This window comes from Microcoleus sp. PH2017_35_SFW_U_B (genome assembly GCF_020737865.1).
Taxonomy (GTDB): domain Bacteria; phylum Cyanobacteriota; class Cyanobacteriia; order Cyanobacteriales; family Microcoleaceae; genus Microcoleus.
Window position 1 is genome coordinate 38,249 of sequence record NZ_JAEQDE010000043.1, and the last position, 23,921, is coordinate 62,169.

A 23,921-nucleotide genomic window follows, 5' to 3' on the forward strand; every position below is an offset into this window, starting at 1 on the left:
TCAGTTATTCCACATCTAAAATTTAAAATCTAAAATCTAAAATTCTATTAGACACCGCCCTATTATAAACTGATCCTGCGAGTTTGATACCACAACACTGTAATGCAAGTAGACCGCCGACGCCGCCCAATCGAACCCCAACGTCCGATCCAACCCAGACGCCACAGCAGCGAGCGTCCAGTCCAATCCCGACGCGCAAGCAGCGATCGCCCAGTCAAACCCCAACGTCCTATCCAATCCCGACGCCCGATCGGCGATCGTCCAATCTGGCTCCAACGCCTCATCTCGCTCCAACGACTCATCTGGCTCCAAATCTCAATCTGGCTCCAACGCCTCATCTTGCTCCAACGCCCAATCTGGCTCCAAATCTCAATCTTGCTCCAACGCCTCATCAACGATCGTACAGTCGCGCCCCGACGCGTCATCACAGATCGTCCAGTCGCGCCCCGACGCCAAATTAGCGATCGTCCAGTCGCGCCACGACGGCAAATCAGCGATCGTCCAGTTGAGCCACGACGGCAAATTAGCGATCGTCCAGTCCAACCTCGACGGCAAATCAGCGGCGATCGTCCAGTTGAACCCCGACGCCTCATCACCGATCGTCCAGCGCCATCTCGCCGGCGACTGAGGGCAAAATTGTCTCGGCTCAAATACCGCAACATTTTGTGTTTAATTGCGGGGGCGATCGCGTTTTTTTGGCTCCTGACAATCCCCTTCAGAACTCGCCGCGCCCCAGAACCACCCGTCATATTGTCTCAAGAGGCTATCTCGCCACCGACAATTCCAACATCCCAAAATGTAGTCGATAGTAAAAGCGATCCTACCTTCACCTACAACATCAAAACACCTCCCAATCCAGTTTATTCTCAAGAATTGCAAGGGATTGTTGATGAAGCTGTGAACATTGCCACCAGCCAAGGATTACCAGCAGATAAGCTATCAATTAGCTTGTTTGATGTCAGCAATCCCAAAAATCACACCTTCGCCGGATATCAAAATCAAACTCTCAGATTTCCTGCTAGCGTTGCCAAGTTATTTTGGATGGCCGCCTTTTACTCAGCCATTGAAAAAGGCATAATTACGGAAAGAGAATCTGCATTTAAAAACGACTTAGAACAAATGATTCGCATCTCCAACAACGATGCTGCCAGCAGGATTTTAGACAAAATCACCGATACAAAATCCGGCGGACGGCTCGGAGGAGAAGAGTTGCAAACATGGCTGCAAAAGCGCACGCAAATTAACACGTTTTTCCAGTCAGCAGGCTACAATGATATTCGTATAAGCACCAAAAATTATCCCATATACTATTTAAGGCAAGAAGGTCCTGTCGGTCGCGATTTGCAATTGCGGGGCGATGATTCTGTGCCGATTCGCAATCAAGCAACTACTGACCAAGCCGGCAGATTAATATATGAAATCTATACTAGGCAGGCTGTTTCTAGTCTCGCCAGCCGCAAAATGGCTTACTTGCTAACGAGAGATTTAGATCCTAAGGCATGGAAAAATGACCCTAGCAACTCAATAAAAGGATTTCTCGGCGAATCTTTACCAACTAATATTTATTTTGGTTCCAAAGTTGGCTATACTTCTCGTTCCCGCAGCGAAGCGGCATTTGTCAGAACTTTAGACGATCGCGCGATTTACATCTTGGTCGTTTTCGCAGACGATGTGGCTTATACCAAGGACGAAACAGCATTTCCGGCAATTTCTCGATACGTATTCGATCGATTAAATGCTCGCGGGCCCAGCAATTAGCAGAGCGCATGTACGGTTGAAACCGCGTCTATACAAACTATGTCCGCCTCTGTGGACTAAGAGAGGATAAGGTAATTTTAACGACCCACTCTTCAACCCGCGGAGGCGGGTTTTGCCTGTGTAGATGCGGTTTCAACCGCCCTTTCATCGAAAACATTAAAAACTATTTAACTGGGGCGAAAGGATTCGAACCTCTGAATGGCTGGACCAAAACCAGCTGCCTTACCACTTGGCGACGCCCCAACGTCTTAACCTTTATCATATTAACACTCAAACACCAGAATCTGTCAAGCACTTTCACAATAAAGTTTAAAAAATGTTTGCCAAACCGATCGCCCGCCAGTTTATTCTTTGACAGCAGCGGGGCGAGACAGCGGGATCTCAATCCAGAACTCCGCTCCCTGTCCGGGTTCTGAGATACACTTCAAACTGCCGCCGTGTTTTTCCACCACAATCTGGTAGCTAATGGACAAGCCGAGTCCCGTGCCTTTGCCCACTGGTTTAGTGGTAAAGAAAGGGTCAAACAAGCACAATTTAGCTTTTTGGGTCAATCCCGGCCCGCTGTCCCGAATCCGAATCAGCACAAGTTGACCGATCGACTTTCGTGACTCACCTCGATCCGAGTCTTGGGACACCACCGCCGTCGAGATTTCGATCGTCTTGGGTGCGGGCTGATTTTCCAAGGAGTCGATCGCATTTCCCAAAATATTCATAAATACTTGGTTGAGCTGTCCGGGATAGCATTCTACCTTCGGCAAGTCGCCGTAGTCTTTAATTACCTTAATTCCCGGTATTGGCCCGTTTGACTTCAAGCGGCTCTGCAAAATCAGCAGCGTGCTGTCAATCCCTTCGTGAATGTCCACAGGTTTCTTCTCGGCTTCGTCGTGCCGCGCGAAGTTCCGCAGGGAAAGGACAATTTGCCGGATGCGTTCGGCTCCCATCTCCATCGAAGAAAGAATTTTCAGCAAATCTGGCACTACGAAATCCACATCGATTTCTTCGCTTTTGTCGAGAATTTCCTCGCAAGGTTCGGGGTAGTGCTTTTGATACAAGCGCAGCAAATCCAGCAGATCTTTCATGTACTGCTCGCAATAAGTCAAGTTGCCGTAAATAAAATTAACCGGATTGTTAATTTCGTGGGCGACGCCGGCAACCATTTGACCGAGAGAGGACATTTTTTCGTTTTGAATGAGCTGAGCTTCTTTTTGCTGCAAACTCTGCAAAGTTTCAGTCAGTTGTCGGGCTTGAGTTTGAGCTGCTAAGGCTGCCGCCCGAGTTTGGGCGTAAAGTTCGGCTTGGTCGATCGCGATCGCCAGTTGATCCACCACCGCTTGCAGCAATTCTACCTCGCTTGCCGCCCAGGAACGGCTGCTGTAATGATTGCAAACTATCGCCCCCATTTGACCGGAGTGAGTCTTGAGCGGTAGCAGCAGCTTAGAAACAATCCCGACACTCCTTAAAAAAGCTCGCGTGGCGGAATCTATGCAGGCTGCTGTGGCAGCGTCGCCGATGCGGAGCGTTTGGCGATCGCGAATTTTCTCGGCTAGTAGCGTTACTTGTGCGATCGGATATTCTGCGAGCAGATCTGTGAGTTCAGGATTTGCCGCCTCGTGGGTAATCGCAAAACTCGGCTGCCCCTGCCGCGATACTGAATACCACAAAAAGTAGCACTGGTCAACCTGCAACAAGCTGTGAATTTCATTAACAGCCGTATCTAAAATTTTGTCGAGGTCTAGAGAATTCCGCATCTGACTGGCGAGGCCAAACAGCAGACTTTCCCGGCGGCTCAACAATTCTTCTCGGGCCTTGACACGATCGATCGCCACGCCAATGGCATTAGCCATCCACCCCAGAACTTCTAGCGCCCCCTCCGTGGCAGCAGCGCTGCTGCATACAGCCATCACTCCCACCAGTCGTTCCTCCACAATCAGGGGATAGGCAATGGCGCAGAGGGACGGGTTCGACAGCAAGCACAGAGGAGCCGTTTCGAGTTTTCCCGTTTCTTCTCGCAGCCAATCTTCTATTAGCCGTTCCCAATCTTGGCTGCTGACTCCTGAATCGGCCTGCAATTCTAACCGCTCTATCTGCGGGTTGAACGTCCAGATGCTGGCTGCTGTGGCGTCGAGATGGTCTACCATTGCGTCGGTGCAGCGGTTGAGGGTGGCCGGTATTGTCCCGCCTTGTCCGAGAGCTGCACCAACTTTAGCTTGCAGCATTGCCAAGCGCGATCGCTCCTGTAGCAAGTCTGCCATTGATTGCCCCTCTGTCACTATTTCGGGAATTTGTTTGGGATCGCGATCGCGCCTCATGCCCGCTGAAGTTTCCCGCAAATCCTGAGATTTGCCTGTTTCGAGCACCGGCAGCTTTTTTGTTGGGAATATTCTTGTGTCCTTCTCTGAAGTCTGTACTGCCCAGAAAAACTCCTGGTTCGATCGAGCTAACTCCGAGATTTGCTGGCCCTGTGAAGCGATATCTTCTACCTCTGCCACCTCTTTCTTGGCTTTGACTAATTGCCACCGCAGCTCCACCAAACTCGCAACTTGCCGAGTTAAAATCTCAATACCATCAATCGTATTTTTTGTCAAGCCTTTAGGTACGGAATCCATGACACAGATCGCGCCCAGCATCTGCCCATCTGAGGTGACGACTGGGATGCTAGCGTAAAATTTGATGAAGGGGTAAGAAACAATTAGCGGATGCTGGGCAAATCGCACGTCTGTGGAAGCGTCTCGGACAATGATGGCAGGCGGTTTATTGCAGGAATTTGCAAAGGGTGCGATCGCATCTGCCGCCGCAACCGCAGGTTTTTGTAGGGGAATGTCCCGGTCAAATTCCGAGTTAGAGTTGGAACTCGCGCCCAACTGTGCGGGAGTTTGGTCGATATAGCAGCGATCGCAAAAATTCAGGTAACGGTGTGCCAAAGTTCGATCGATACCTAGCTGCGACTTCAACCAGTGGCCGGAGGCATCAATCAAACTCAAAAAAGCAATAGGAGTTCCGCTCATCCTGGCGGCCAAGCCTACCAAATCGTCAAAGCAAGCCTCTGGATCGGAACCCAGAAGTTGATACAAGTCGGTGCGATCGAGATCGAACACTGTTTTACCAAGAGGCAAGGGTGCTTTCATCATGTATAAGTGCCCATCTAGTTGCTGGCAACCGCCCTAATCAATACTGGCCGAGGAGAAAAACGAGCCATGAATTTTGTCCCGGGAGACTGCGATCGCAAGTCGAACACAGGCTGCTGGCACCAAACTCAGACCAACCTCTTGACTGACATGGAAACTTTTGATTTATGGGAGTTAGAGCACCGCAGATCTAATACTCTAGAAATTATACTTCGAGTTGACTATGCTTTTGATGTGCCAGAGGCTGGGTGAATCTAAGAGCCTCCGTGGGGACGAAGCACCCTTCAAAAATCTATGGCGGATAGCTTACAGAGAATTTCTTAATAAGTTTAATAGTATTTTAACAGACAGATCTAATCGTGGGTAGCAGGCTTGCTGGTAGATTAAAATAATTGGTTTGTGCCACAATACCAGTACGGTTTACCGGGCTGTTGCACAGGCAACTCAACAAAAGTTAGGAGAGCGACTACACAAACACCGAAAATGTTAAACTTTGTAACAATAGTTGTTCAAACTCCACCATCAAGGGTTTGACGGTTGAGATGCAGATTTTGCAACTGTTGTCATCGCCGATCGACCCCTCGGGCAATCTGTTTTTTCGAGTTTGAGGTCAAAAAAACAGGGGTGAAGTTTCTGCTAATGCTCCAACGGAGTTGGGCACTATTTATCCGAAGGCACTCTTGAAAAATGACCCACCCAAAAACCGATACTTGCTTGCCGACAATTTTGAGGGTCGAGATCGCAATTTTAGACTCAAGTTCAAGCTCCCAGATTCATCTGGAACAGTCAATCTAAAATCTACAATCTACAATCGACTGACGGCGGGAATTATGTTTTCTATTTTCAAGAACTATAAATAAACCGGGAGAAGAATATGTCTGCAACTAGCAGTCAAGTACCAACTATTTTGGCAGTTGATGATAGCGTCGTCATGCAAGGACTGGTCAAACAAGCCTTAAGCAAAGAGTTTCGAGTTCTCGTGACAGACAATGCAGTTGATGCTTTGTCAACAATTTATCACGAACAAATTTCGGTTTTGTTGCTCGATGTTTCGATGCCTGGGATTGACGGATTGGAGCTCTGCCGCACGGTGCGAAGCTTGCCTCAGTTTCAGAATTTGCCGATCGTGATGCTGACAGCCAGAGATGGAGCATTTGATAAAGTACAGGGGCGTTTGGCAGGAGCAACCGAGTATTTAACTAAGCCCTTTGATGCTGACAAGTTGCGCGAAGTAATTGGTAAGTTTATCAATATCAAATCATAAAAGAAGACGGGCGCGGTTGAAACCGCGTCTATACCAGCAAAACCCGCCTCCGCGGGTTGAAGCTCAGACCGTTTAAATTACGTTTTATGTTATTCTATTCAGTCGGCGTCCGGCGGACATCGTTTATATAGAAGCGGTTTCAACCTTACGTCCGATCTGCTATATTCTCCCGCTTGTCCTAAACTTTTAATTTCGCCAACAGTAAAGGAGCGATCGCACTGACGGGTAAAACGTGCTGGGCCGCACCGAGGGCGATCGCCTCTTTTGGCATTCCAAACACAACACAACTAGCCTCATTTTGAGCAATAGTCAAACCGCCGGCTTGGGCGATCGCCAACATACCCTCAGCACCATCTCGCCCCATTCCTGTTAGCAACACTCCCGCAGCCCCGCGACCATAAAAACTAGCAACTGACTTAAATGTTACCGTTACAGAGGGGCAATGTCCCGCTTCACGAGCAGCTTCAGAATAAATAAAACGCCCTTGAGCATCCAATTCTAAATGACGTTTTTCTGGCGGGAAATAAACAATCCCAGCTTGTGGAAATTCCCCAAAACCCGCTATTTTCACCGGCAGTTTAGATTCAAAACCCAACCAGTCAACCAATCCTTGCAAAAATCCTTCACTGATATGCTGGATGCAAATCACCGGTACTGGCAAATTAGCCGGAAACTTAGAAATAATCGAGTGTAGCGCTTGTGGCCCCCCTGTAGACGCGCCAACAGCCAATAACTTAATAGTTTGAGAATTGAGATTTTTGCTAGATAATTGGTAATTATGAATTGGTAATTGATAAATTTTTTTGCTTGGGCGACCCTCGGCTGTTTCGATTCCTCCAAGCCTTTGATGTCGCGTAAATACTTTAACTCCCGACAACACTTTAACTTTAGCGATTAATTCATTCCCCAGGCGATCGTAATCAGACGCCAACCCGCCAATGGGTTTCGGAAAAACATCTAATGCACCTGCTTTCATTAATTCAAATACATTTTGAGTATCCTTTGCTTGTACAGAAGCACTAATTATTAAAATTGGTCGCGGGTATTTTTTCATCACTTCCCGCGTGAACTCTAACCCGTTCATTTGTGCCATATTCAAATCCGTACAGATGACTTCCGGTTGAAGTTTCGGGATTAATTCTAGGGCTTCTAACCCGTTAGAAGCCGTTCCGACAACCTGGATTTCTGGCGAAGCATCCAAAATGCGCTTGAGAACGATCGTAGCTACTGGGGAATCTTCTACTAACAATACTTTAATGGGCGACAACATCATACCATTTTAGATTTTAGATTTTAGATTTTTTTAGGTAATGGGTAATGGGTAATGGGTAATGGGTAATGGGTAATGGGTAATGGGTAATGGGTAATGGGTAATTCTCCCCCTCTTCCCCTGTCCCCCTCTCCCCCTGTCCCCCTCTTCCCTTCCCCTCTGACAATCAAACTAACCTTTTCAAAGTCTCGATTAATACATCTTGATTGAAAGTACCTTTAGGAATATAAGCATTAGCGCCAGCATCAGCCCCTCTTTTTCTATCTTCATCAGACGCCAAAGATGTGACCAAAATAATCGGTAACTCACTGTATTCTTTTAGCTGACGAATTTTAATAGTCAGTCCCAAGCCGTCCAAATTAGGCATTTGTACGTCAGAAATCAGAGCATCAAAATAGCGAGTTTTTAATTTATTGAAAGCATCCAACCCGTCCACTGCTGTCACCACTTCATAACCTGCACCTTCCAGAATGCGCTTTTCTTGAGTGCGGGTAGCGATCGAATCTTCTGCTAAAAGTATAACTTGTTTTCGGCTGACTGTCTCAATTGGCGATCGGGCACCCCCAACCCCACCCAACAAAACTTGCTTGCGTACAGATTTTATCAAATCGTGGGGATTGAGCACCATACAAACTTCCCCCGTCCCCAGAATCGTTGCACCAGAAACGTTTCGCACCCGTTTCAGCAATTGACTTTGAGGTTTAATCACCACATCCTGTTCGTCAATCAAAGCATCTATAAATAATCCCAATCTTTCCTCCCCAACTTTCAAAACAATACAAGGCATTTTCCGAGAATTATGATTCACCGATTCTACCTCTGTATTTCTCTTGAATTCTCTCCAACTTTCCTGTCTCCACTCCCGATTATTGTGCAACCAATCTGTATCATTTAATTCTAGTAAATCTGCCAAATAAGCAACTGACAAAGGCTGAGAGTCTAAAATCACCGTCGCCTTGCTTTCGAGAGAAAAAACATCCGAAGAGCGGACTAATATTGCAGTTTCAATAAACTCGACTGGCAGCGCATAAGCAATACCATCAACCGCTAATATTAATACATTAGCAGTAGCTAAAGACGTACTTAGTTGCAGGCGAAAAGTGCATCCTTTCCCGAGATCTGATTCAACTTGAATGCGACCTTTTAATGCTTCAACATTAGTCCTAACTACATCCAAACCTACCCCTCTTCCAGAGATTTCAGTAACAAATGTTCTGGTTGAAAAACCCGCAGCAAAAATCAGCGATTGAATTTGGCTTTCTGTCATCACCGCCAGTTCTTCCGGCGTGCAGATGTTGCGTTTGACAGCAGTTTGTTTAATGCGATCGAGATTCAGCCCCCGACCATCATCAGCAACTTCAATAATAATATTGCTAGCAGTATGGTAGCCTTTAATTCGGAGAGTAGCTGCGGGATGCTTGCCGAGCTTTTCGCGATCGGCTGGCGTCTCAATTCCGTGATCTATCGCATTCCGAATCAGGTGCATTAAAGGGTCTTTCATTTCTTCTAGAATGCGTTTGTCAGCTCGAGTTTCCCCACCTTCAATGACTAATTTAACCTCTTTCCCTTCCCGCTTAGCCAAGTCTCTAACTGCTCGTGGAAATAGATTAAAAATAGTAGACAAAGGCAGCAGTCTGAGAGTGCGAATTCCTGATTCCAACTCTTCCGCAATTAATTCGAGTCTTGCAGTATCTTCATCAACTCGATTTTTCAATCTATTTACTAGAGTTCCCAGACGTTCTAAACGTTCTTCTGTACGCTGGTAATAATTCTGTAACTGTATGATGAGGGCATTTTGTTGAAAAGCATTTTTGTCCGATTCTATCTGATGAAAAGCCAAGCGATTTATAAAAGCTTCTCTGCTCCAACTTTCCCACAAATTTGTCAGTTTTTCGATATCAGCAAGTCGGTGTACTAACCTAGTTTTTGTAACAGTAAGTTCACCAGCTTGAGTCATTAAATCGTCTAAATTTTTGGTAGCAACGCGAATTGTTTCGATGCGGTAAGACGAACTTGAAGAACTGCTAACAGCGGGTTGGGAAGCCGATGCAGTAGCGGGGGCAGAAGCCCCACGCAAGTTGTGAGATTGGAGCAACAATTCTTGCTCGGATTGTAGAGTCGAAAAAGAATAATTTTTATCTAAATTAGTGGCGGAATAAGTTTCACTATTTGTTTCGGGTTCCGCAGTAGACGAATCAATAAGTTGCGTTTGTATAAATTCTTCTTCTGGTACCTTTGAAGATTCTGGATCTGCTATGGGGACGGCGGGCAGGGGCTTGTTAGAAGCACCCATCATGCTAGCGAGCACGTAAAAGGTATTGACACCGGAATCTTGACCAGTCACGGCTTCGTCAACGAGTTTGCGGATGGCGTCTAAACCTTGCGAAAGTCGATCGCTAATTTCTGAAGTTAGTTGAGTCTCTCCCCGCTTGACACCTCCCAAAATATGCTCTATTTGATGAGCTAAAGATGCTACATTTTTTACCGCCAACATCCCAGCATCGCCTTTAAGAGAATGAGTTTCCCGCAGCAATTCTTCTAACTTAGCTGAGTCCCCGGGGTGTTGTTCCAAGTACAGCAATCCATCGTCTAGTTTCTGCAAGTGTTCTTCACTAGCAATTTTAAATACATCTCGAAGTTCTTCATCTTCAATTATCATAGGTGTTTGTGGTAATGGGTAATGGGTAATTGGTAATTGGTAATGGGTAATTGGTAATTGGTAATGGGTAATTGGTAATTGGGAATTGGTAATTGGTAATTGGTAATTGGGAATTGGTAATTGGGAATTGGTAATTGGGAATTGGTAATTGGGAATTGGTAATTGGTAATTGGGAATTGGTAATTGGGAATTGGTAATTGGTAATTGGTAATTGGGAATTGGTAATTGGGAATTGGTAATTGGGAATTGGTAATTGGTAATTGGGAATTGGTAATTGGTAATTGGGAATTGGTAATTGGGAATTGGGAATTGGGAATTGGTAATTGGTAATTGGGAATTGGTAATTGGTAATTGGTAATTGGTAATTGGTAATTGGTAATTGGGAATTGGTAATTGGTAATTGGGAATTGGGAATTGGTAATTGGTAATTGGGAATTGGTCATCCATCGGTAATTAGTCATCGGTAATCGGTAATTTTATCCTTGACATCCGTTACACAATCCGTTGCCTAACTTCCTTCTTACACTATAGACTTAAGAGTTAAAGCAGCTTCATTAAGTTTTTGAGTGCCTACTTTGACTTGAGTAATGCCGCTGATAGTTTGAGATGCAGTGCGGTTGAGAGAGTTCATTTCATCACCTACTTGCCCGATCGCGATCGCCTGCTGTTTAATATTCAAAGAAATTTGTTGATTGCTAGCAAACACCAGATTGCAAGCTTCCCGAACCCCCGTAAAAGCTTCTGCTGTATCCTGCGCTGTTTTCACCCCTGCCGCGACTGTTTTGCGGCTTTCTTCCGTTGCTTTCACCGTCGAGTCGATCGCGCCCTTAATTTCTGGAATAATACCATTAATCTTTTGCGCGGCTTGTTGGCTTTCATCTGCTAATTTACGGATCTCGCTGGCTACCACCGCAAAACCTTTGCCATACTCACCAGCCCTGACAGCTTCCACAGCCGCGTTAAGAGCCAGCATATTTGTCTGAGTGGCTAAATCGCTAACTAAATTTGCCAAAGTCGAGATATTGCCAATCTGACTTGTGCTATCCCCCAGGCGCTGATTTTGCTGAGAAATTGCTGCCACAGCTTGTCTAAGACTCAGCATTTGATTGAGAGTTTCTTCAACTTTTTGAGTTCCTTCTTGCGCGAGGGTTAAAGCTTGGCGAGCGGCGACGGCAACAGCCTCAGCTTGCTCGGCTGTCTCCCGAGAAGATATGCCCAATTGTTCTAAGGTTGCAGTTGTTTCATTGACTGAGAGAAATTGCTGGCCGACGACTTGCTCTTGCTCATTCATATTAGATAATATTTGCATAGAGAATGACGATATTTGATAGATCAATCCTCGAATCAGCTTAATTAGTTGTCGCAGCACCAAAAATCCTAATCCCAGAACAGTACCCAGGGACAATACAGCAATAATAGTAGCTATTTTTTTAAGAACAAAAATAGAAGCAAACAGCGAATATTTAGGTGCTTGATTCACAATCACAATGAATTTGTTGTTGTTTTCTTTACTCAGAAAAACTGTATCATAGCTAATCACTCGATCGCCGAGGTCAATATTGCCTTTGCCACCAGAAAGTATTTGTGTCACTACCTCTGCCACATAATCTTTTTGGACATTTTCATTCGTTTTTGTTTCATAACCCCATTCTTTTTTAGAAGTGGGATGGTAGATGTAGCTACCATCTTGATTTAACATAAAACCTTTCTCTGAATTATCATGATTCATGTTTTTAACTATATCAATCAGATTCTTTCCCAAAGAATTGGCAATCAAAATGCCTTTTCTTTCTCCTTTGGTATTAAAAACAGGAGTGGCGTGACGAATGGTTGGCTTGTAAGGAATTTCTATTTTACCGCGCTCCTGATTGAGATTGAATTGAGACACATAAATTTCGCCCGGTTTTAGCTTCATAGTTAAGTAAAAGTAATCCCTATGAGCCTGATTTTGTAGTTCTGAAGTTGGAACTATTTTGAGCGTTTGGCCGTCAGAATTTACGCGCACGAGTTCGTTGCCATTCTCATCTATATAACGCAATTGCATATAAGATTGCTTAATTGCCATCATTGATGCAAATGTGATTTGCATTCGATCGACCCAATTTTGATAAGTTGAATTAGTTTCTTTGTCTGCTCCATTTCCATCTCTAGCTTTAATTATTCCTTGAAGAGCAGGAGATTTGCTGAAGAACAAAAGATCGTAACTGATATTTTCTAGTTTGTTGACTATTTGCTCTCCGCTGGATGTGACACTTTCAGTAAGATTAGTTAAGGCTAAGGTTTGGAGTGCTGCTTCGGAAGAGGAAATTCCATACCAGCCAACAAGAGATACTGGAATCAAGGTACTTAAAATTAAAAGCAGTAGCAGTCGGTTTTGAATTTTTCTGAAAAATTTATTAATCATGGGGAGTGGCTAATTGCTAATTGGTAATCGATAATCGCTAATCAGTAATAAATAAATCTTACTTCCTTCAACTACACTGCTGATTTGAGATTTTGGGCTGCTTGGTTTAGTTGAACAATGCCGAGTTTGACTTGAGAAATACTGGCGGCAGTTTCTTGAGTGGCGAGGTGAAGAGAGTTGACGGATTCAACTACATCCTGAATGGCGATCGCCTGGTTTTTCGATGTGACGGAAATTTGTTTGCTGTTTGCAGCAATGCGATCGATCGCCCTGGCAACCCCAGCAAATGCGTCTGCGGTTTTTCGGGCAATTTTTACTCCATTTTCTACAGTTTTTGTGCCGTCATCCGTCACTGTTGCTGTCAAAGTAATAGCTTTCTGGATTTCTGCAACTAAAGCATTGATGTTGCTAGCAGATTCCTTGCTGCGATCGGCTAATTTGCGAATCTCGCTAGCAACAACAGCAAATCCTTTACCGCTTTCACCGGCTCTAACTGCTTCGACAGCAGCGTTAAGGGCGAGCATATTTGTTTGGTTGGCTAAATCGCTGACTAAACTGGATATATTGCCAATGCGATCGGTTTGCTCGCTTAAATGCAAAATTTGTTTTTGAATTGCTCCGACATTTTCTGTCAAAGTTGCCATTTCTTTCAAGGTATTATCTACTGCTTGACTGCCTCCTGCTGCAAGTTTAAGAGCTTGGACTGCCCCAAAAGCGGCAGCTTCGGCTTCGGAGGCACAAGCTTTGCTTGATTCGCTCAATTCGTTCATTGTAGTCGCAGTGCGATCGACAGCAGATAGTTGTTGGCTGGCGATGCGCTTCTGCTGTTCGATGGTGACAGCAATTTGGGACGAAGAAGAGGCGATCGCCCGTACAATGTGATTAACCGAGCGAGTAGTTCGACTAGCTAAAAAAATTGCGATCGCGCTAACAACAGCAGCAGTGAACCCAACTCCTGACATCAAAGTATACAGTAACTCTTGTTGGGGAGCAAATACATTTTTTGTATCGTTAGCAATAATCACGCTCCAGCCCAATTCTGGCATATTTTCTAAGGCTTTAATAGGAGCATAAGTAAGCAATTGCTTAGCTCCATCAATGCGATCGATATCTATGGCACTGTCAATTTTTTTGTTAGCTTGCATTTTGGCAAAAACACTAAAATCTGAGGCTGCATCTCTGCCGATCTGCTCAGCTTCTGTTGCCGAAAAAAACTTGCCATTGCCATCAATTAAATGGAATTCCTCTTTTTTTAATCCTTCAGAACTTCTGGTTAGCTTGTTTTGTGTTTCCTTAAAAGTCTGCTCTAAATAAGTTATGGGCGTGCGAGTCCTGATGACGGCGATAGTTTCGTTAGTATTGACATCCACAACCGGAGCCGCCGTAAAAATGGCATATTTGCCGTCTGTTGACTTTATAGGCTGCATAATTACAGCCTGATTAGTTTTTGTTACTTCCTGAAAATAGTCCCGCTTTCCCAAATCTACAATTTTTTCTCCACGGGATTGCAAAATAGTATTTCCCTTGAGATCGGCGACTGCAATGCTGTCGTAGCCTTCGTCTTCTTCTATATATTTATCTAACATGGCTTCCTTTTGAATGGTTGAAGTCGTTTGACTGACTCTGGGGTCGTTAAGTATGCTTAATCTTGCTAGTTGCTTGATATCTTGGTAGCGTTCTAACATAAAATTGCTGACTTCATTGGCAGTAGCGAGCGCCCGCGTTTCTTGATAATTAATTACATAGCTAGTGATACTTTGATTGGCTAAGAAAAAAGTTATTGCCCCAGTTAAAATTACGGGAATTGTTCCGAGGGCGATCGCAAAAACAATCGCTTTAATTCTTAAAGACATTTTTTTCATTGGTTTTTCATAATTATTAATGACTCATACCATTTGAGACTTGAGATTTTAGATGGGTGCATCTGGTTTTTGAAGAGGGCGAAGCATGACCGCATATAAGTTATTAGTTGTAATCCCATATTTTCTGCGGTCATGCTTCGCCCCTACGGATATATTCGCCTTGCGTGAGATGCACCGTTTTAGATTTTAGATTGAATAATTGGGATTGACTAATGAGTATCGGGGCTGAGAATACAGACTTACTGTTTAATTTTGTTTTCAAACTATCAGAACTTATAACTATGCTAAACAACTGCTTTTAAATCTAAAGCAGCTTCATTCAATTTTTGAGTGCCAATTTTAGTTTGAGTGATACCGCAAGCTGTTTGTGCTGCTGCTTGGTTGAGAGAGTTCATCGCTTCCACCACTTGTTCGATCGCGATTGCTTGCTGTTTGGCATTCAGCGAAATTTGCTGAGAACTCAAAACTACGTTGTTAATTGCATCAGCTACTCCAGCAAATGCTGCGGCAGTTTCCTCCGCAATATTTACGCCAGATTCTACCGTTTTAGTTCCTTCGTCTGTCACCATGACTGTTGAGTTGATCGCGCGCTGAATATCGGCGACTAAGAGATTTATTTGTGCGGCAGATTTTTTACTGCGATCGGCAAGTTTGCGAATTTCTGACGCGACAACGCCGAACCCCTTGCCGTGTTCGCCGGCTCGGACTGCTTCCACCGCAGCATTTAGTGCTAACATATTAGTCTGATTTGCTAAGTCGCTGACTACGGTTGAGATATTGCCAATGCGATCGGTTTGCTCGCTCAACTGCATAATTTGTCCTTGCATATCTTGCACTTTTGTTTTCAGTATTGCCATTGCTTCTAAGGTTTGTTCCACAGCTTTTGTACCGCCACCAGCTAAAGTTAAAGCTTGCATTGCTTGACTTGCGGCAGTTTCTATCTGCTGTGAAGTCGCCCTAGAAGATGCACCCAATTCGTCCATTGTGGTAGTAGTTTCATTGACTGAAACTGCTTGCTGGCTTGCCATTCGTTCCTGTTCTTCAACTGTGGCGGCAATCTGGGCGGAGGAACTGGCGATCGAACTAATTGTGCGATCGATAGTTCGAGCAATTCCTGACGAAATCAGCCAAGCAACAGTGGCGCCAAGCAGCAGTAGCAGTATCGAACCAAACACCAGCGTCGATACCAAAAAGCTTAAAGATGCCTTCGTGATTTTAGTTTCTTGCTTAATAATCTTTAATTCTGTTTCCCGAAATTCCCGGTTCAATTCCACGAATTCATTCACAAATTTGGTATACTTGCCTGTATTAAATATAGCGAGGGCTTCGGCTGTCTGATTTTGCTGAAATAAGCGAACTATTTCGTTAGAACCATCATAATATTCTTTGACCAGATCCAACATTCTCCGCAAACGGGCTTTTTGTTCGGAATTTTCAACAATCGGCCCTAGATTGATCCCTGACTGGCGAGCCAAGTCTGCACCTGTTTTAAAATCGTTTAAGAACTGCTGATTTTTATTAATTAAATAGCCGCGCATTCCCCGTACCATTTGCTCCGTACCTACGGACATATTACTTGTTTCTCCGATCACATTTTCTACTCTTTCCACTTTTTTGAAAGTCTCAAAAACCTGACTCGTAGTAACGAGAACTAAGACTGGCAACCCTAAATAAATAGCTGCTGGCGCTAGATATCCGACGAGCATCTTGTTTCTAATATTTAGTTTTTTAATGGATAAAAACATATTTTTGCGTTAATTTAAGATAGCATTTGCGTTACTAAGGTTGCGATCCTGCGATAGTGGTTGGGAGTCCGGCGTTGGCAACGGAAATGGGTCAGCCACTTCTGGGACTGATGCCGTCCAGTGACAGTAGAAAATAGTATCATAGCAAATTCTGTTCTCTTACTCTCTTTTCTTTAGTTTCGGGTGGCGCTGACATCGTTTTTGCAGGTGCGATTCCGATTTGGCCTTCAACAGTTGACAGTTGACAGTTGACAGTTGACAGTTTGAGAGCGACCTCTACCTAGAAGGAAGAGGATTGGAGTAATGAATAGTCGGATTTTAGTTTCTCCCGATCGGGGAGAGGCTTTCAAACAATTCTTTATGGTAAAATCTTTCTTCAAACCTCCTCATCAACAGCAACTCCTCCTTTTGTTAATAGTTTCTGCAAGTTCAGAACAGCGATAAGTTTTTCCTCGTAAAAAGCGGTGCCTCGAAGATATTCGCGGTTGGCCGAATTTAGTGCAGCAGGAATAGTCGCAATTTCTGCCACATTTAAATGTATAATATCTAAGATTTCGTCAACGACTATACCGGCGACCAAATCTTCAATTTCAACAACGATCGCCTTTGAGAGAGATTTTGTGTCGCCTGACATATTTAAAACATTCCGAATGTCCACTAGGGTGAGAATCTCGCCCCGCAAATTCATGTTGCCAATAATGCGATCGGGAGTGCAAGGAATTGGAGTTACTTGGCGAATGTCAGTGAATTCGCGCACTACAGCTAGGTTAATACCAAAGTATTCGCTGTTTAAAACAACTACGGCGAGGGACATATCAATTGCTGCGGAATTTTCGCGATCGCCCTGCTGCCTCAAATTCTGGGCCCTATCTCGAAAAATCGCCTTTTCTTGGGCTGTAGCATTCGGACAAAAAACGTGAATTTTGGCCAAAACTTTAGTATCTTCCACTAACAATTTTGGCTCTATTTCTAACTGCAAATTGGCGGTTTCTAGGTTGCCGGATGCCGCTGACAGTCCTGCATCGCTTGCAGACACTGGGATTTGGGCTTCTGTTTTGTCGGGAGAATATCGAATTAGCCGATCGAGATCCAGCAGCATAATCATATCGGCCCCGCAGCGGGCAAATCCAGCTAAAAAATGATGGGGGGCTTCTGGGTTGTCTCGCCCGTAAGATAGCTGGGGAGTTATGGCATCTGCGGGGATCTGCTTAACTTCGTTAACTCGATCGACAATGATGACAAGTCGAATTTCTTGCCATTCTATGACGATCGCACTATCTGTGACAGAATAGTCCTGCCAAACGTACCCAAAACGGAGATTTAGATCCATCACGGGCAGAATGGATCCTCTAAGATCGATCGCCCCAACAATATCTTGAGGCGCTTCGGCGATCGGTGTCAACTCCGGGAGAAAGAAAATTTCTCTAACGCAGCCGACTTCTACGCCGCACAGCAAACCGTTATGTTCAAATATAAGATACGGCTTAGTTTCCATATTAATTCTGACAATTTATCTAGTAAGACTTGCAAAAAACACATGGTTTATGCGATCGGATTCGGTTGGGTGCATCTGGGTTTGTCAAATATGTTTGTAGGGGCGAAGCATGACCGTAGTCAATATAGGATTATAACTAATAACTTATATGCGGTCATGCTTCTTCAGGCTTCAAAATTGAGATGCACCCATTCGGTTTGGCAGCGACACACCCACAAAAAACCAGGTTTTTAGATTTTCCCAGTGCGTCAGTTTTTTTGGCTGTACAATTTTACCAATTTTTTTTGAACATCAATCAATACTTGACTCGCTGTCATTTTTCCCTGTTGCTCGATCGGAGTATTGGGCGGCAGTTGTTTGAGAATATCGCAAGATGACTTGTACATTTTAATAGCTATATTTAGCTTACCTTCTTTATGGTATATATTCCCGAATTCGAGATAAGCTGAAACAAAAGATGGGCAAAGATAAATAACTTTTCTTAAATATATTTTAGCGGTTTCCAAGTCGTCCTGTTCTTCAGCAATCTGAGCTTGCAAATAATAAGGAAATACTGACATAGTATCTAGCTTACTAGCTCGCTTGCAGTATTCTACCGCCTGAGAATACTGGCCTAAATTTGCATAAATTTGAGCGAGCAAATAATCAGCTTCAAAATTTTGAGATTGCAGGTGGAGCGCCTGTTTTGCTTTATCAATTGCCTCAAAATAAGCTTTATTTTTTAAACAAGCTTTTGCCTCTAATATAAGCATCTGAGGCGTTTTGCTATCAGCTTTTTCGGCTGCAATTTTTGGGGATAAACTAGATATCTTCTTGTTCGCCAGATCGCCCTCTAAATAGCGACTTCGCAGCATCTTTCCCAGCCCGGTACCTGCTGTTAACAGCGACAGCGACCCGACATCCCCAAAATTGCCGTTAGCAAAACTAGCTGGCACCGTTTCCCCTTTCCTCGGTAGCAACTGACCGCTATGGTCGCCCAATTCCAATTTATTTCCCGATTCCCCAAACGCCGATTTTGTTTTAGATTCTGGTACAATCAAAGACTTTTTTTTACCTGGTTCCTCCTCTAGGACATTCTTGGCTTGATAAACAACCGACTCCGGGAAACTCTTTGGTTGAAAATCGTTCATCACGTGACTGTGAATTTCAGCGTGACCAGTCATTAAATATCCTCCAGGTCTTAGCGTTTTGGCAAACTTTTTCAATACCTGTGAAATATACTGAGCTTCAAAATAAACAAAAACATTTCGGCATAATATCAAATCCATGTTATGAAGATCTGTGTAAATATTAGGAAAATTATCTGTCACTAAATTTACAGATCTAAAGCTGACAAATTGGCGCAAGTTCTTGTCTATTTCCCAATCGGTTTTCCGCTGAGAGAAATATCGATTTTGCAGTTCCCGGTCAACTAAGCGAAAAGACCAAGGGCTATAAATTCCTCGCTGGGCTTTTTCTATTGCTGCTTGATTGATATCAGTACCTAAAATTAAAATTTTCCATTTGTCCCAATCAGGAATTAGTTGTTTTAAAATAATAAGTAAAGAATAAGGTTCTTCACCAGTCGAGCAGCCAGCACTCCAGATTCGCAGTCTTGGCTTAATTCCCAATGTCTCGTGCAATTTTATTTTGCGTGCGATTAATTCCGGCAAAATCACTTTTTCTAGGAGCGAAAACTGTCCTTTGTCCCGCATGAAATAACTTTCGTTGGTTGTCAGCAGCAAGGTTAGTTCCTGCCATTCATTTTGACTTTCCGGACTCGAAGCGGCTAAGATTTGATAATATTTGTCGGGAAATGCTATTTTTAAAGCTTTCATTCGAGTCAAAATTTTTCGAGACAAACCCGATCGATCTTGCGGGCGAATTTGTAAACCCGTGTGAGCGGCAATTAATTCAATAAATAGCTGAATTTCTGCATCATTCATGTCAACTCTGGTAAATATAGCCTTTCTCAGAAAGATGAGGTACTATCGGGCATCGGGCATCGGGCATCGGGCATAGGGCATCGGGCATAGGGCATCGGGCATAGGGCATCGGGCATAGGGCATAGGGCATAGGGCATCGGGCATCGGGCATAGGGCATCGGGCATCGGGCATAGGGCATCGGGCATAGGGCATAGGGCATCGGGCATCGGGCATAGGGCATAGGGCATCGGGCATCGGGCATACCTCATTTTTTTGATAACCGCTTTATGTTTATTTATAATCTGTTATTATAGGGGGTTGGGAATTAGTCAGTAGTCATTAGTCATCAGTCATTAGTCATCATTGGGAATTGGAAATTGGGGGTTGGAAATTGGGAATTAGTCAGTAGTCATTAGTCATCATTGAGGGTTGGGAATTGGGGGTTGGAAATTGGGAATTAGCCCGATCGCACTTACACACAAAAATCACAGCAACGGAAATAATATCACGTGCGGTCGATATACCAGAAGATTCTGGTCTACGCAGTGTACCACGCTACCAGAATCATGGTTAATTGAGCCCGCTTGAGATCGAAGGCAGCAGGTAGAAAACAGACAGCAACATGAAAAAAATTCGGCCGTTTGCCTTCTACCTGCTGCCTTCAAGGGGTAAGGTGCGCCCCGCGCACCCTACATGATGCCGATTCTAGATATAGGGCTGTTCACGCTGGAAAAATCCGCAGGCGGCGGTTGGGTTCTTCCCCAAAACTGTGGGATTTCAGGTGATAGTGTTCCACAAGTTCGTGCTGCATTTTGCGGACATTGGGAGAACGGGGTAAGAGTTCCACCGGCTGTCCCTTGGGAATGACAATTTGCTCAACGGCCAAGCGGGTTTCTTCAAGAGCTTCGAGTTCGTCAGAAGTACCGCTGCGGGCGAATAAGGCGAGGTCTGCCACTTCCGGGGTGCCCGGGTCGTCCATGTCCAACAGGCGCCGCAAAGCTCTCGCTACGTGGGGAATAGTCCCAGCTTTGATTGTGTGCAGGGGAACTTGGCGAGTTTTGGCCAAGTGCCTCAATTTTGACTGGTTCCGCACGTTCGATCGCAAAGCCAACACCACGTCAGCACTTTCAATATCCTTAGTCAACTGCACCGGCAGGTTCAGGGTGGAAATCACCTGTTCGAGCTGGTGGCGAGCTATGCCGTAAGGATAAACGTGGAGGGGCAAATCTTCGCCGTTAGGGCCGACATTCTGGGAATAACGACCCCGTTGCTGCGGTACAGGTTCCACGGACAGGGATTCTTCGAGGAGTTGCTCGAAATACCGAGTCTCAGGAAGTACCGGCGCGCTGTTAGCAGCGGTAGCAGCAGCGAATTTCTCGTTTTGAGGGGGCATCGGCACCATTTTCCCGGCACTCCGCCACCCAGAAATCGGCGTGACGGGCCGCATTGCTGATACCGCAGCGGGGCCTGAGGCGGAAGCTGGCATCCCTGGAAACCGGACGGGGGGAGATGCTGACTCGCGCTCGATCGTGACTTCTCCGCTGTCGCTGACGCTTCTGATTTGCTGGTTCGGTTCGCGTCCCCGCAGCAGGCTGTCGATCGAATCTGAGACTCGTTCGTGGATTACCCAGCGCTGGCGTTCGAGCATTTCGATCGCAATTTCAAAAGTTGGCGGTGATTTGCGTTCCAAAACTGTCTTTTGAGAACCGCGGCGCCGGGCCTCGTCATCTCCCAGCGTCACCGCTTGGATGCCCCCGATTAAGTCGGCCAGAGTCGGATTTTTCATCAAGTTTTCGATCCGGTTCCCGTGGGCGGTACCGACCAATTGCACGCCCCTTTCCGCGATCGTCCGAGCGGCCAAAGCTTCTAATTCCGTGCCGATTTCGTCAATCACGATCACTTCCGGCATATGGTTTTCCACTGCTTCGATCATGACTTGGTGCTGGAGTTCGGGACGCGAAACTTGCATTCTGCGAGCTCTGCCGATCGCCGGATGCGGGATATCTCCATCTCCAGCAATTTCGTTGGAGGTGTCGATGATTACCACCCGTTTTTCCAAGTCATCGGCGAGGACGCGGGCGATTTCCCGCAAAGCCGTGGTTTTGCCAACTCCGGGGCGGCCGAGCATCAAAATTGATTGACCGGTTTCCACTAAATCGCGGATAATGCCGATCGTCCCGAACACAGCGCGGCCCACCCTCAAAGTCAAGCCGATAATCTCGCCGCTGCGGTTGCGAAGGGCGCTAATTCGGTGCAGGGTTTGCTCGATACCGGCTCGATTGTCGCCGCCGAAGCTGCCGACTCGATCGATACAATAGCTGAGGTCTGCTTTGGAAACTGGTGTTTGGGAAAGAGGTTCGGCCAAGGATGGAAAACGAGCTTCTGGTAGACGGCCCAAATCCATCACAACCTCAATGAGATTGTTGCGCTGCGGGTGCTGCTCTAAGGGCTGCCGGATCTCATCTGGCACGATGTCTAATAGTCTGCTGAGGTCGTCTGTAATCTGCATTCGCCTCGGTGTGTTCGGTTCAGTGGACAGTGGACAGTGGACAGTTGACAGTTGACAGTTGACAGTGGACAGTGGACAGTTGACAGTTGACAGTTGACAGTTGACAGTTCGTGGATTACGCGTGGGGTTATAAACCCGGTTTCTACGAGTTTTGCGAACAGGAACGAGAAATATAGTAAGAAACCGGGTTTCACCTGGGTGCAAGTGCGATCGCGAAATCGCAAACTACAGTTGTTAGCTATCAGTTTTCAGTTTTTTTGATTAACAACTAACAACTGACAACTAACAACTAAAAACTAACAACTAACAACTGACAACTGTCAACTAACAACTAACAACTAACAACTGACAACTGTCAACTGTCAACTGTCAACTGTCAACTGACTTTTGATCTGGGAAACTAGAGAACGAGCTAAACTCACCGCCTCCGAGAGAAGTTCTGGGACGGCTTCGAGCTGAGTCAACCGAGGTGTTTGAACTTCGGCTGCGCCGCAAGGGACTGCTACCGGAACGGCAGAAGCTCGATCGGTCTGCATTGTTTCTAATTGTTCTAAAATTGGCGATAGCAAAACCCTGGCATAGCTGCCGTAAGCTACACCTGCAATGTATTGGACAGGAGGAACTGACAAATTTTTCCCGCCATCCAAAAGCAGTCCAGAGGCTCTCAGTTTGCTGACAGTGCGATCGTTAGTGCCGCCTGCAAGTTGCACGTATCCCGGCAACTGGGCAGCCAAAACTTTTTGACCGAGTTTGACCGCTGCTCTAGTAGTTCCTATTCCAATATCTCCACTCATCGGCCTACCATCGGTTTGCCAAATTAGGGGACAAGGCAGGGGGGAAATTATTTGATAGAGTGTCCGCAAATAATCAATCAAACCGTCTCCATCGGGGCAACTAATTGCTATTACTTTAAGTTGATCTACCCAGGGATCTATGCTCGACCAAAGTCTCGCAAAATCTGCCTCTCTGCCTACTTGCGTGTGGATTTCTAGGGCATCCGCACCGGATTGCAAGATTAAAGGTGCGATCGCGGCCGGAGCAGACACGTAAGAACGAGTGTAAATTAATTGGCTCGGGCAAACAGGCAGACAGCGACCGCAGCCATAGCACTGCTGGTCTATCACCCCGGAAAAACCACTACCAGCACTCTGAAAAACTATTGCGGAGGCTGGACATATTTTTTCGCAGGGCCGCCAGCAGTCCGCCGGACAATCGGCTGGGTTGAATTCGGCCTTGCGAAAATGCGGGTCTTCCCCATCGTTCAAACTCACCATCAGCCAGGGCAAACCTTTGCCGCCAAACCTGCGGTTTTGAGTTTTTGCCTGTAATTCGCTGGCAACTTGTAGGGCTTCTTTCGCTGCTGCGACGGCGGCGGGATCTGCCGCGACATCAATACAGTCAGCACCTGCCAAGGTGTAAGCCAATGTGAGATTCCGAACCGCCGGCAGGTGTTGAAAGCTCGCCCCACAGATCAGCTTGAACCAATGACCATCTTTTAATGAGTTTAGTGGATGATAATGTTCTGGCACCCTTATATGCTAATCCTTTCAGCTAAAAATTACTATGCGAACATTTTTATAAAATTTTTACATTTAGGTCGATACAAGCTGGAAACGCTACTGATAGCAGTAGCTATGGCGCTGTTGGCTCTATATGTAGAGGGCTACCTGATTTTTTTTTTCTATATTTGATTTTTTTGATAGTGGCTGTCCAGGGGCAATTTGTCGAGCTGGCGATTGCTTTTATTTAATAGTAGACCTTTTACCATAGCATATTAGAGCGGATTTAGCAACGAGACAATCAGCCAAAGATTTTTTGGAGATGATTTAAGGGGCTTGCAATTAAATATAACCCCAGTTATCCTAGAAGAGTAGGAACCAAAAAATCTGACATAAGTGGTTGTGACTTCTGTAAGTGGGATGCTA

Annotated in this window: 15 protein-coding genes and 1 tRNA gene; 3 read left to right on the plus strand and 13 right to left on the minus strand. The window is 45.4% G+C overall.

The annotated features are described in order from the left end of the window. Nucleotides 1–36: 36 nt before the first annotated feature. Nucleotides 37–312 carry a hypothetical protein gene (locus JGK36_RS12385; RefSeq protein ID WP_293181599.1) on the minus strand — a complete coding sequence of 92 codons (276 nt, stop codon included), beginning with the start codon at nucleotides 310–312 and terminating at the stop codon, nucleotides 37–39. A gap of 63 nt (nucleotides 313–375) precedes the next feature. Between JGK36_RS12385 and JGK36_RS12390 the strand changes: the two genes are divergently transcribed. Beyond that, a complete protein-coding gene (locus tag JGK36_RS12390) occupies nucleotides 376–1,758 on the plus strand; it encodes a serine hydrolase (RefSeq protein ID WP_293196756.1) in 1,383 nt (460 codons plus the stop codon). Between the two features lie 171 nt (nucleotides 1,759–1,929). On the opposite strand, the gene JGK36_RS12395 is transcribed toward JGK36_RS12390, so the two are convergent. Beyond that, a tRNA-Gln gene (locus JGK36_RS12395) sits at nucleotides 1,930–2,001 on the minus strand. A 101-nt stretch (nucleotides 2,002–2,102) separates the two neighbouring features. Next, a complete protein-coding gene (locus tag JGK36_RS12400) occupies nucleotides 2,103–4,886 on the minus strand; it encodes a GAF domain-containing protein (RefSeq protein WP_293196757.1) in 2,784 nt (927 codons plus the stop codon). 66 nt (nucleotides 4,887–4,952) lie between these two features. Here JGK36_RS12400 and JGK36_RS12405 point away from each other — a divergent pair, with 66 nt between their 5' ends. Together JGK36_RS12405 and JGK36_RS12410 are read left to right on the plus strand one after the other, a co-directional pair. After that, nucleotides 4,953–5,135: a hypothetical protein gene (locus JGK36_RS12405; protein ID WP_293181608.1), complete on the plus strand. Its 183-nt coding sequence runs from the start codon at nucleotides 4,953–4,955 to the stop codon at nucleotides 5,133–5,135. A 622-nt stretch (nucleotides 5,136–5,757) separates the two neighbouring features. After that, nucleotides 5,758–6,147 carry a response regulator gene (locus JGK36_RS12410; RefSeq protein ID WP_293157809.1) on the plus strand — a complete coding sequence of 130 codons (390 nt, stop codon included), beginning with the start codon at nucleotides 5,758–5,760 and terminating at the stop codon, nucleotides 6,145–6,147. A gap of 178 nt (nucleotides 6,148–6,325) precedes the next feature. Here the strand turns inward: JGK36_RS12410 and cheB are convergent, their stop codons facing one another. The 10 genes from cheB to ldpA form a co-directional block, all read right to left on the minus strand. After that, nucleotides 6,326–7,417, minus strand: a complete 1,092-nt coding sequence (gene cheB, locus JGK36_RS12415) for a chemotaxis-specific protein-glutamate methyltransferase CheB (RefSeq protein WP_293196761.1) — start codon at nucleotides 7,415–7,417, stop codon at nucleotides 6,326–6,328. Between the two features lie 166 nt (nucleotides 7,418–7,583). Continuing rightward, the gene (locus tag JGK36_RS12420; protein WP_293181611.1) at nucleotides 7,584–10,076 is read right to left on the minus strand and encodes a hybrid sensor histidine kinase/response regulator; all 2,493 of its coding nucleotides are present in this window, start codon (nucleotides 10,074–10,076) and stop codon (nucleotides 7,584–7,586) included. 520 nt (nucleotides 10,077–10,596) lie between these two features. Then, nucleotides 10,597–12,480 (minus strand): methyl-accepting chemotaxis protein, encoded by a 1,884-nt coding sequence (locus JGK36_RS12425; RefSeq protein ID WP_293196758.1) that lies wholly within the window; start codon nucleotides 12,478–12,480, stop codon nucleotides 10,597–10,599. Nucleotides 12,481–12,551: 71 nt separating this feature from the next. Next, complete coding sequence (locus tag JGK36_RS12430; protein WP_293196759.1) at nucleotides 12,552–14,333, minus strand: methyl-accepting chemotaxis protein; 1,782 nt, start codon at nucleotides 14,331–14,333, stop codon at nucleotides 12,552–12,554. 293 nt (nucleotides 14,334–14,626) lie between these two features. After that, the gene (locus JGK36_RS12435) at nucleotides 14,627–16,087 is read right to left on the minus strand and encodes a methyl-accepting chemotaxis protein (RefSeq protein WP_293181620.1); all 1,461 of its coding nucleotides are present in this window, start codon (nucleotides 16,085–16,087) and stop codon (nucleotides 14,627–14,629) included. Between the two features lie 376 nt (nucleotides 16,088–16,463). Then, nucleotides 16,464–17,582 (minus strand): chemotaxis protein CheW, encoded by a 1,119-nt coding sequence (locus JGK36_RS12440; protein WP_293181622.1) that lies wholly within the window; start codon nucleotides 17,580–17,582, stop codon nucleotides 16,464–16,466. Nucleotides 17,583–17,830: 248 nt separating this feature from the next. After that, nucleotides 17,831–19,507, minus strand: coding sequence for a CheR family methyltransferase (locus JGK36_RS12445; RefSeq protein ID WP_293196760.1), 1,677 nt, complete (start codon nucleotides 19,505–19,507; stop codon nucleotides 17,831–17,833). Between the two features lie 42 nt (nucleotides 19,508–19,549). Continuing rightward, nucleotides 19,550–19,735 (minus strand): hypothetical protein, encoded by a 186-nt coding sequence (locus JGK36_RS12450; RefSeq protein ID WP_293200947.1) that lies wholly within the window; start codon nucleotides 19,733–19,735, stop codon nucleotides 19,550–19,552. 473 nt (nucleotides 19,736–20,208) lie between these two features. Next, on the minus strand, nucleotides 20,209–21,996 hold the full coding sequence (locus JGK36_RS12455) for a R3H domain-containing nucleic acid-binding protein (protein ID WP_293181626.1): 1,788 nt from the start codon (nucleotides 21,994–21,996) through the stop codon (nucleotides 20,209–20,211). A gap of 362 nt (nucleotides 21,997–22,358) precedes the next feature. Next, entirely contained in the window at nucleotides 22,359–23,525 is a 1,167-nt protein-coding gene (gene ldpA / locus JGK36_RS12460) for a circadian clock protein LdpA (protein WP_293181628.1), read from the minus strand. Nucleotides 23,526–23,921 lie beyond the last annotated feature (396 nt).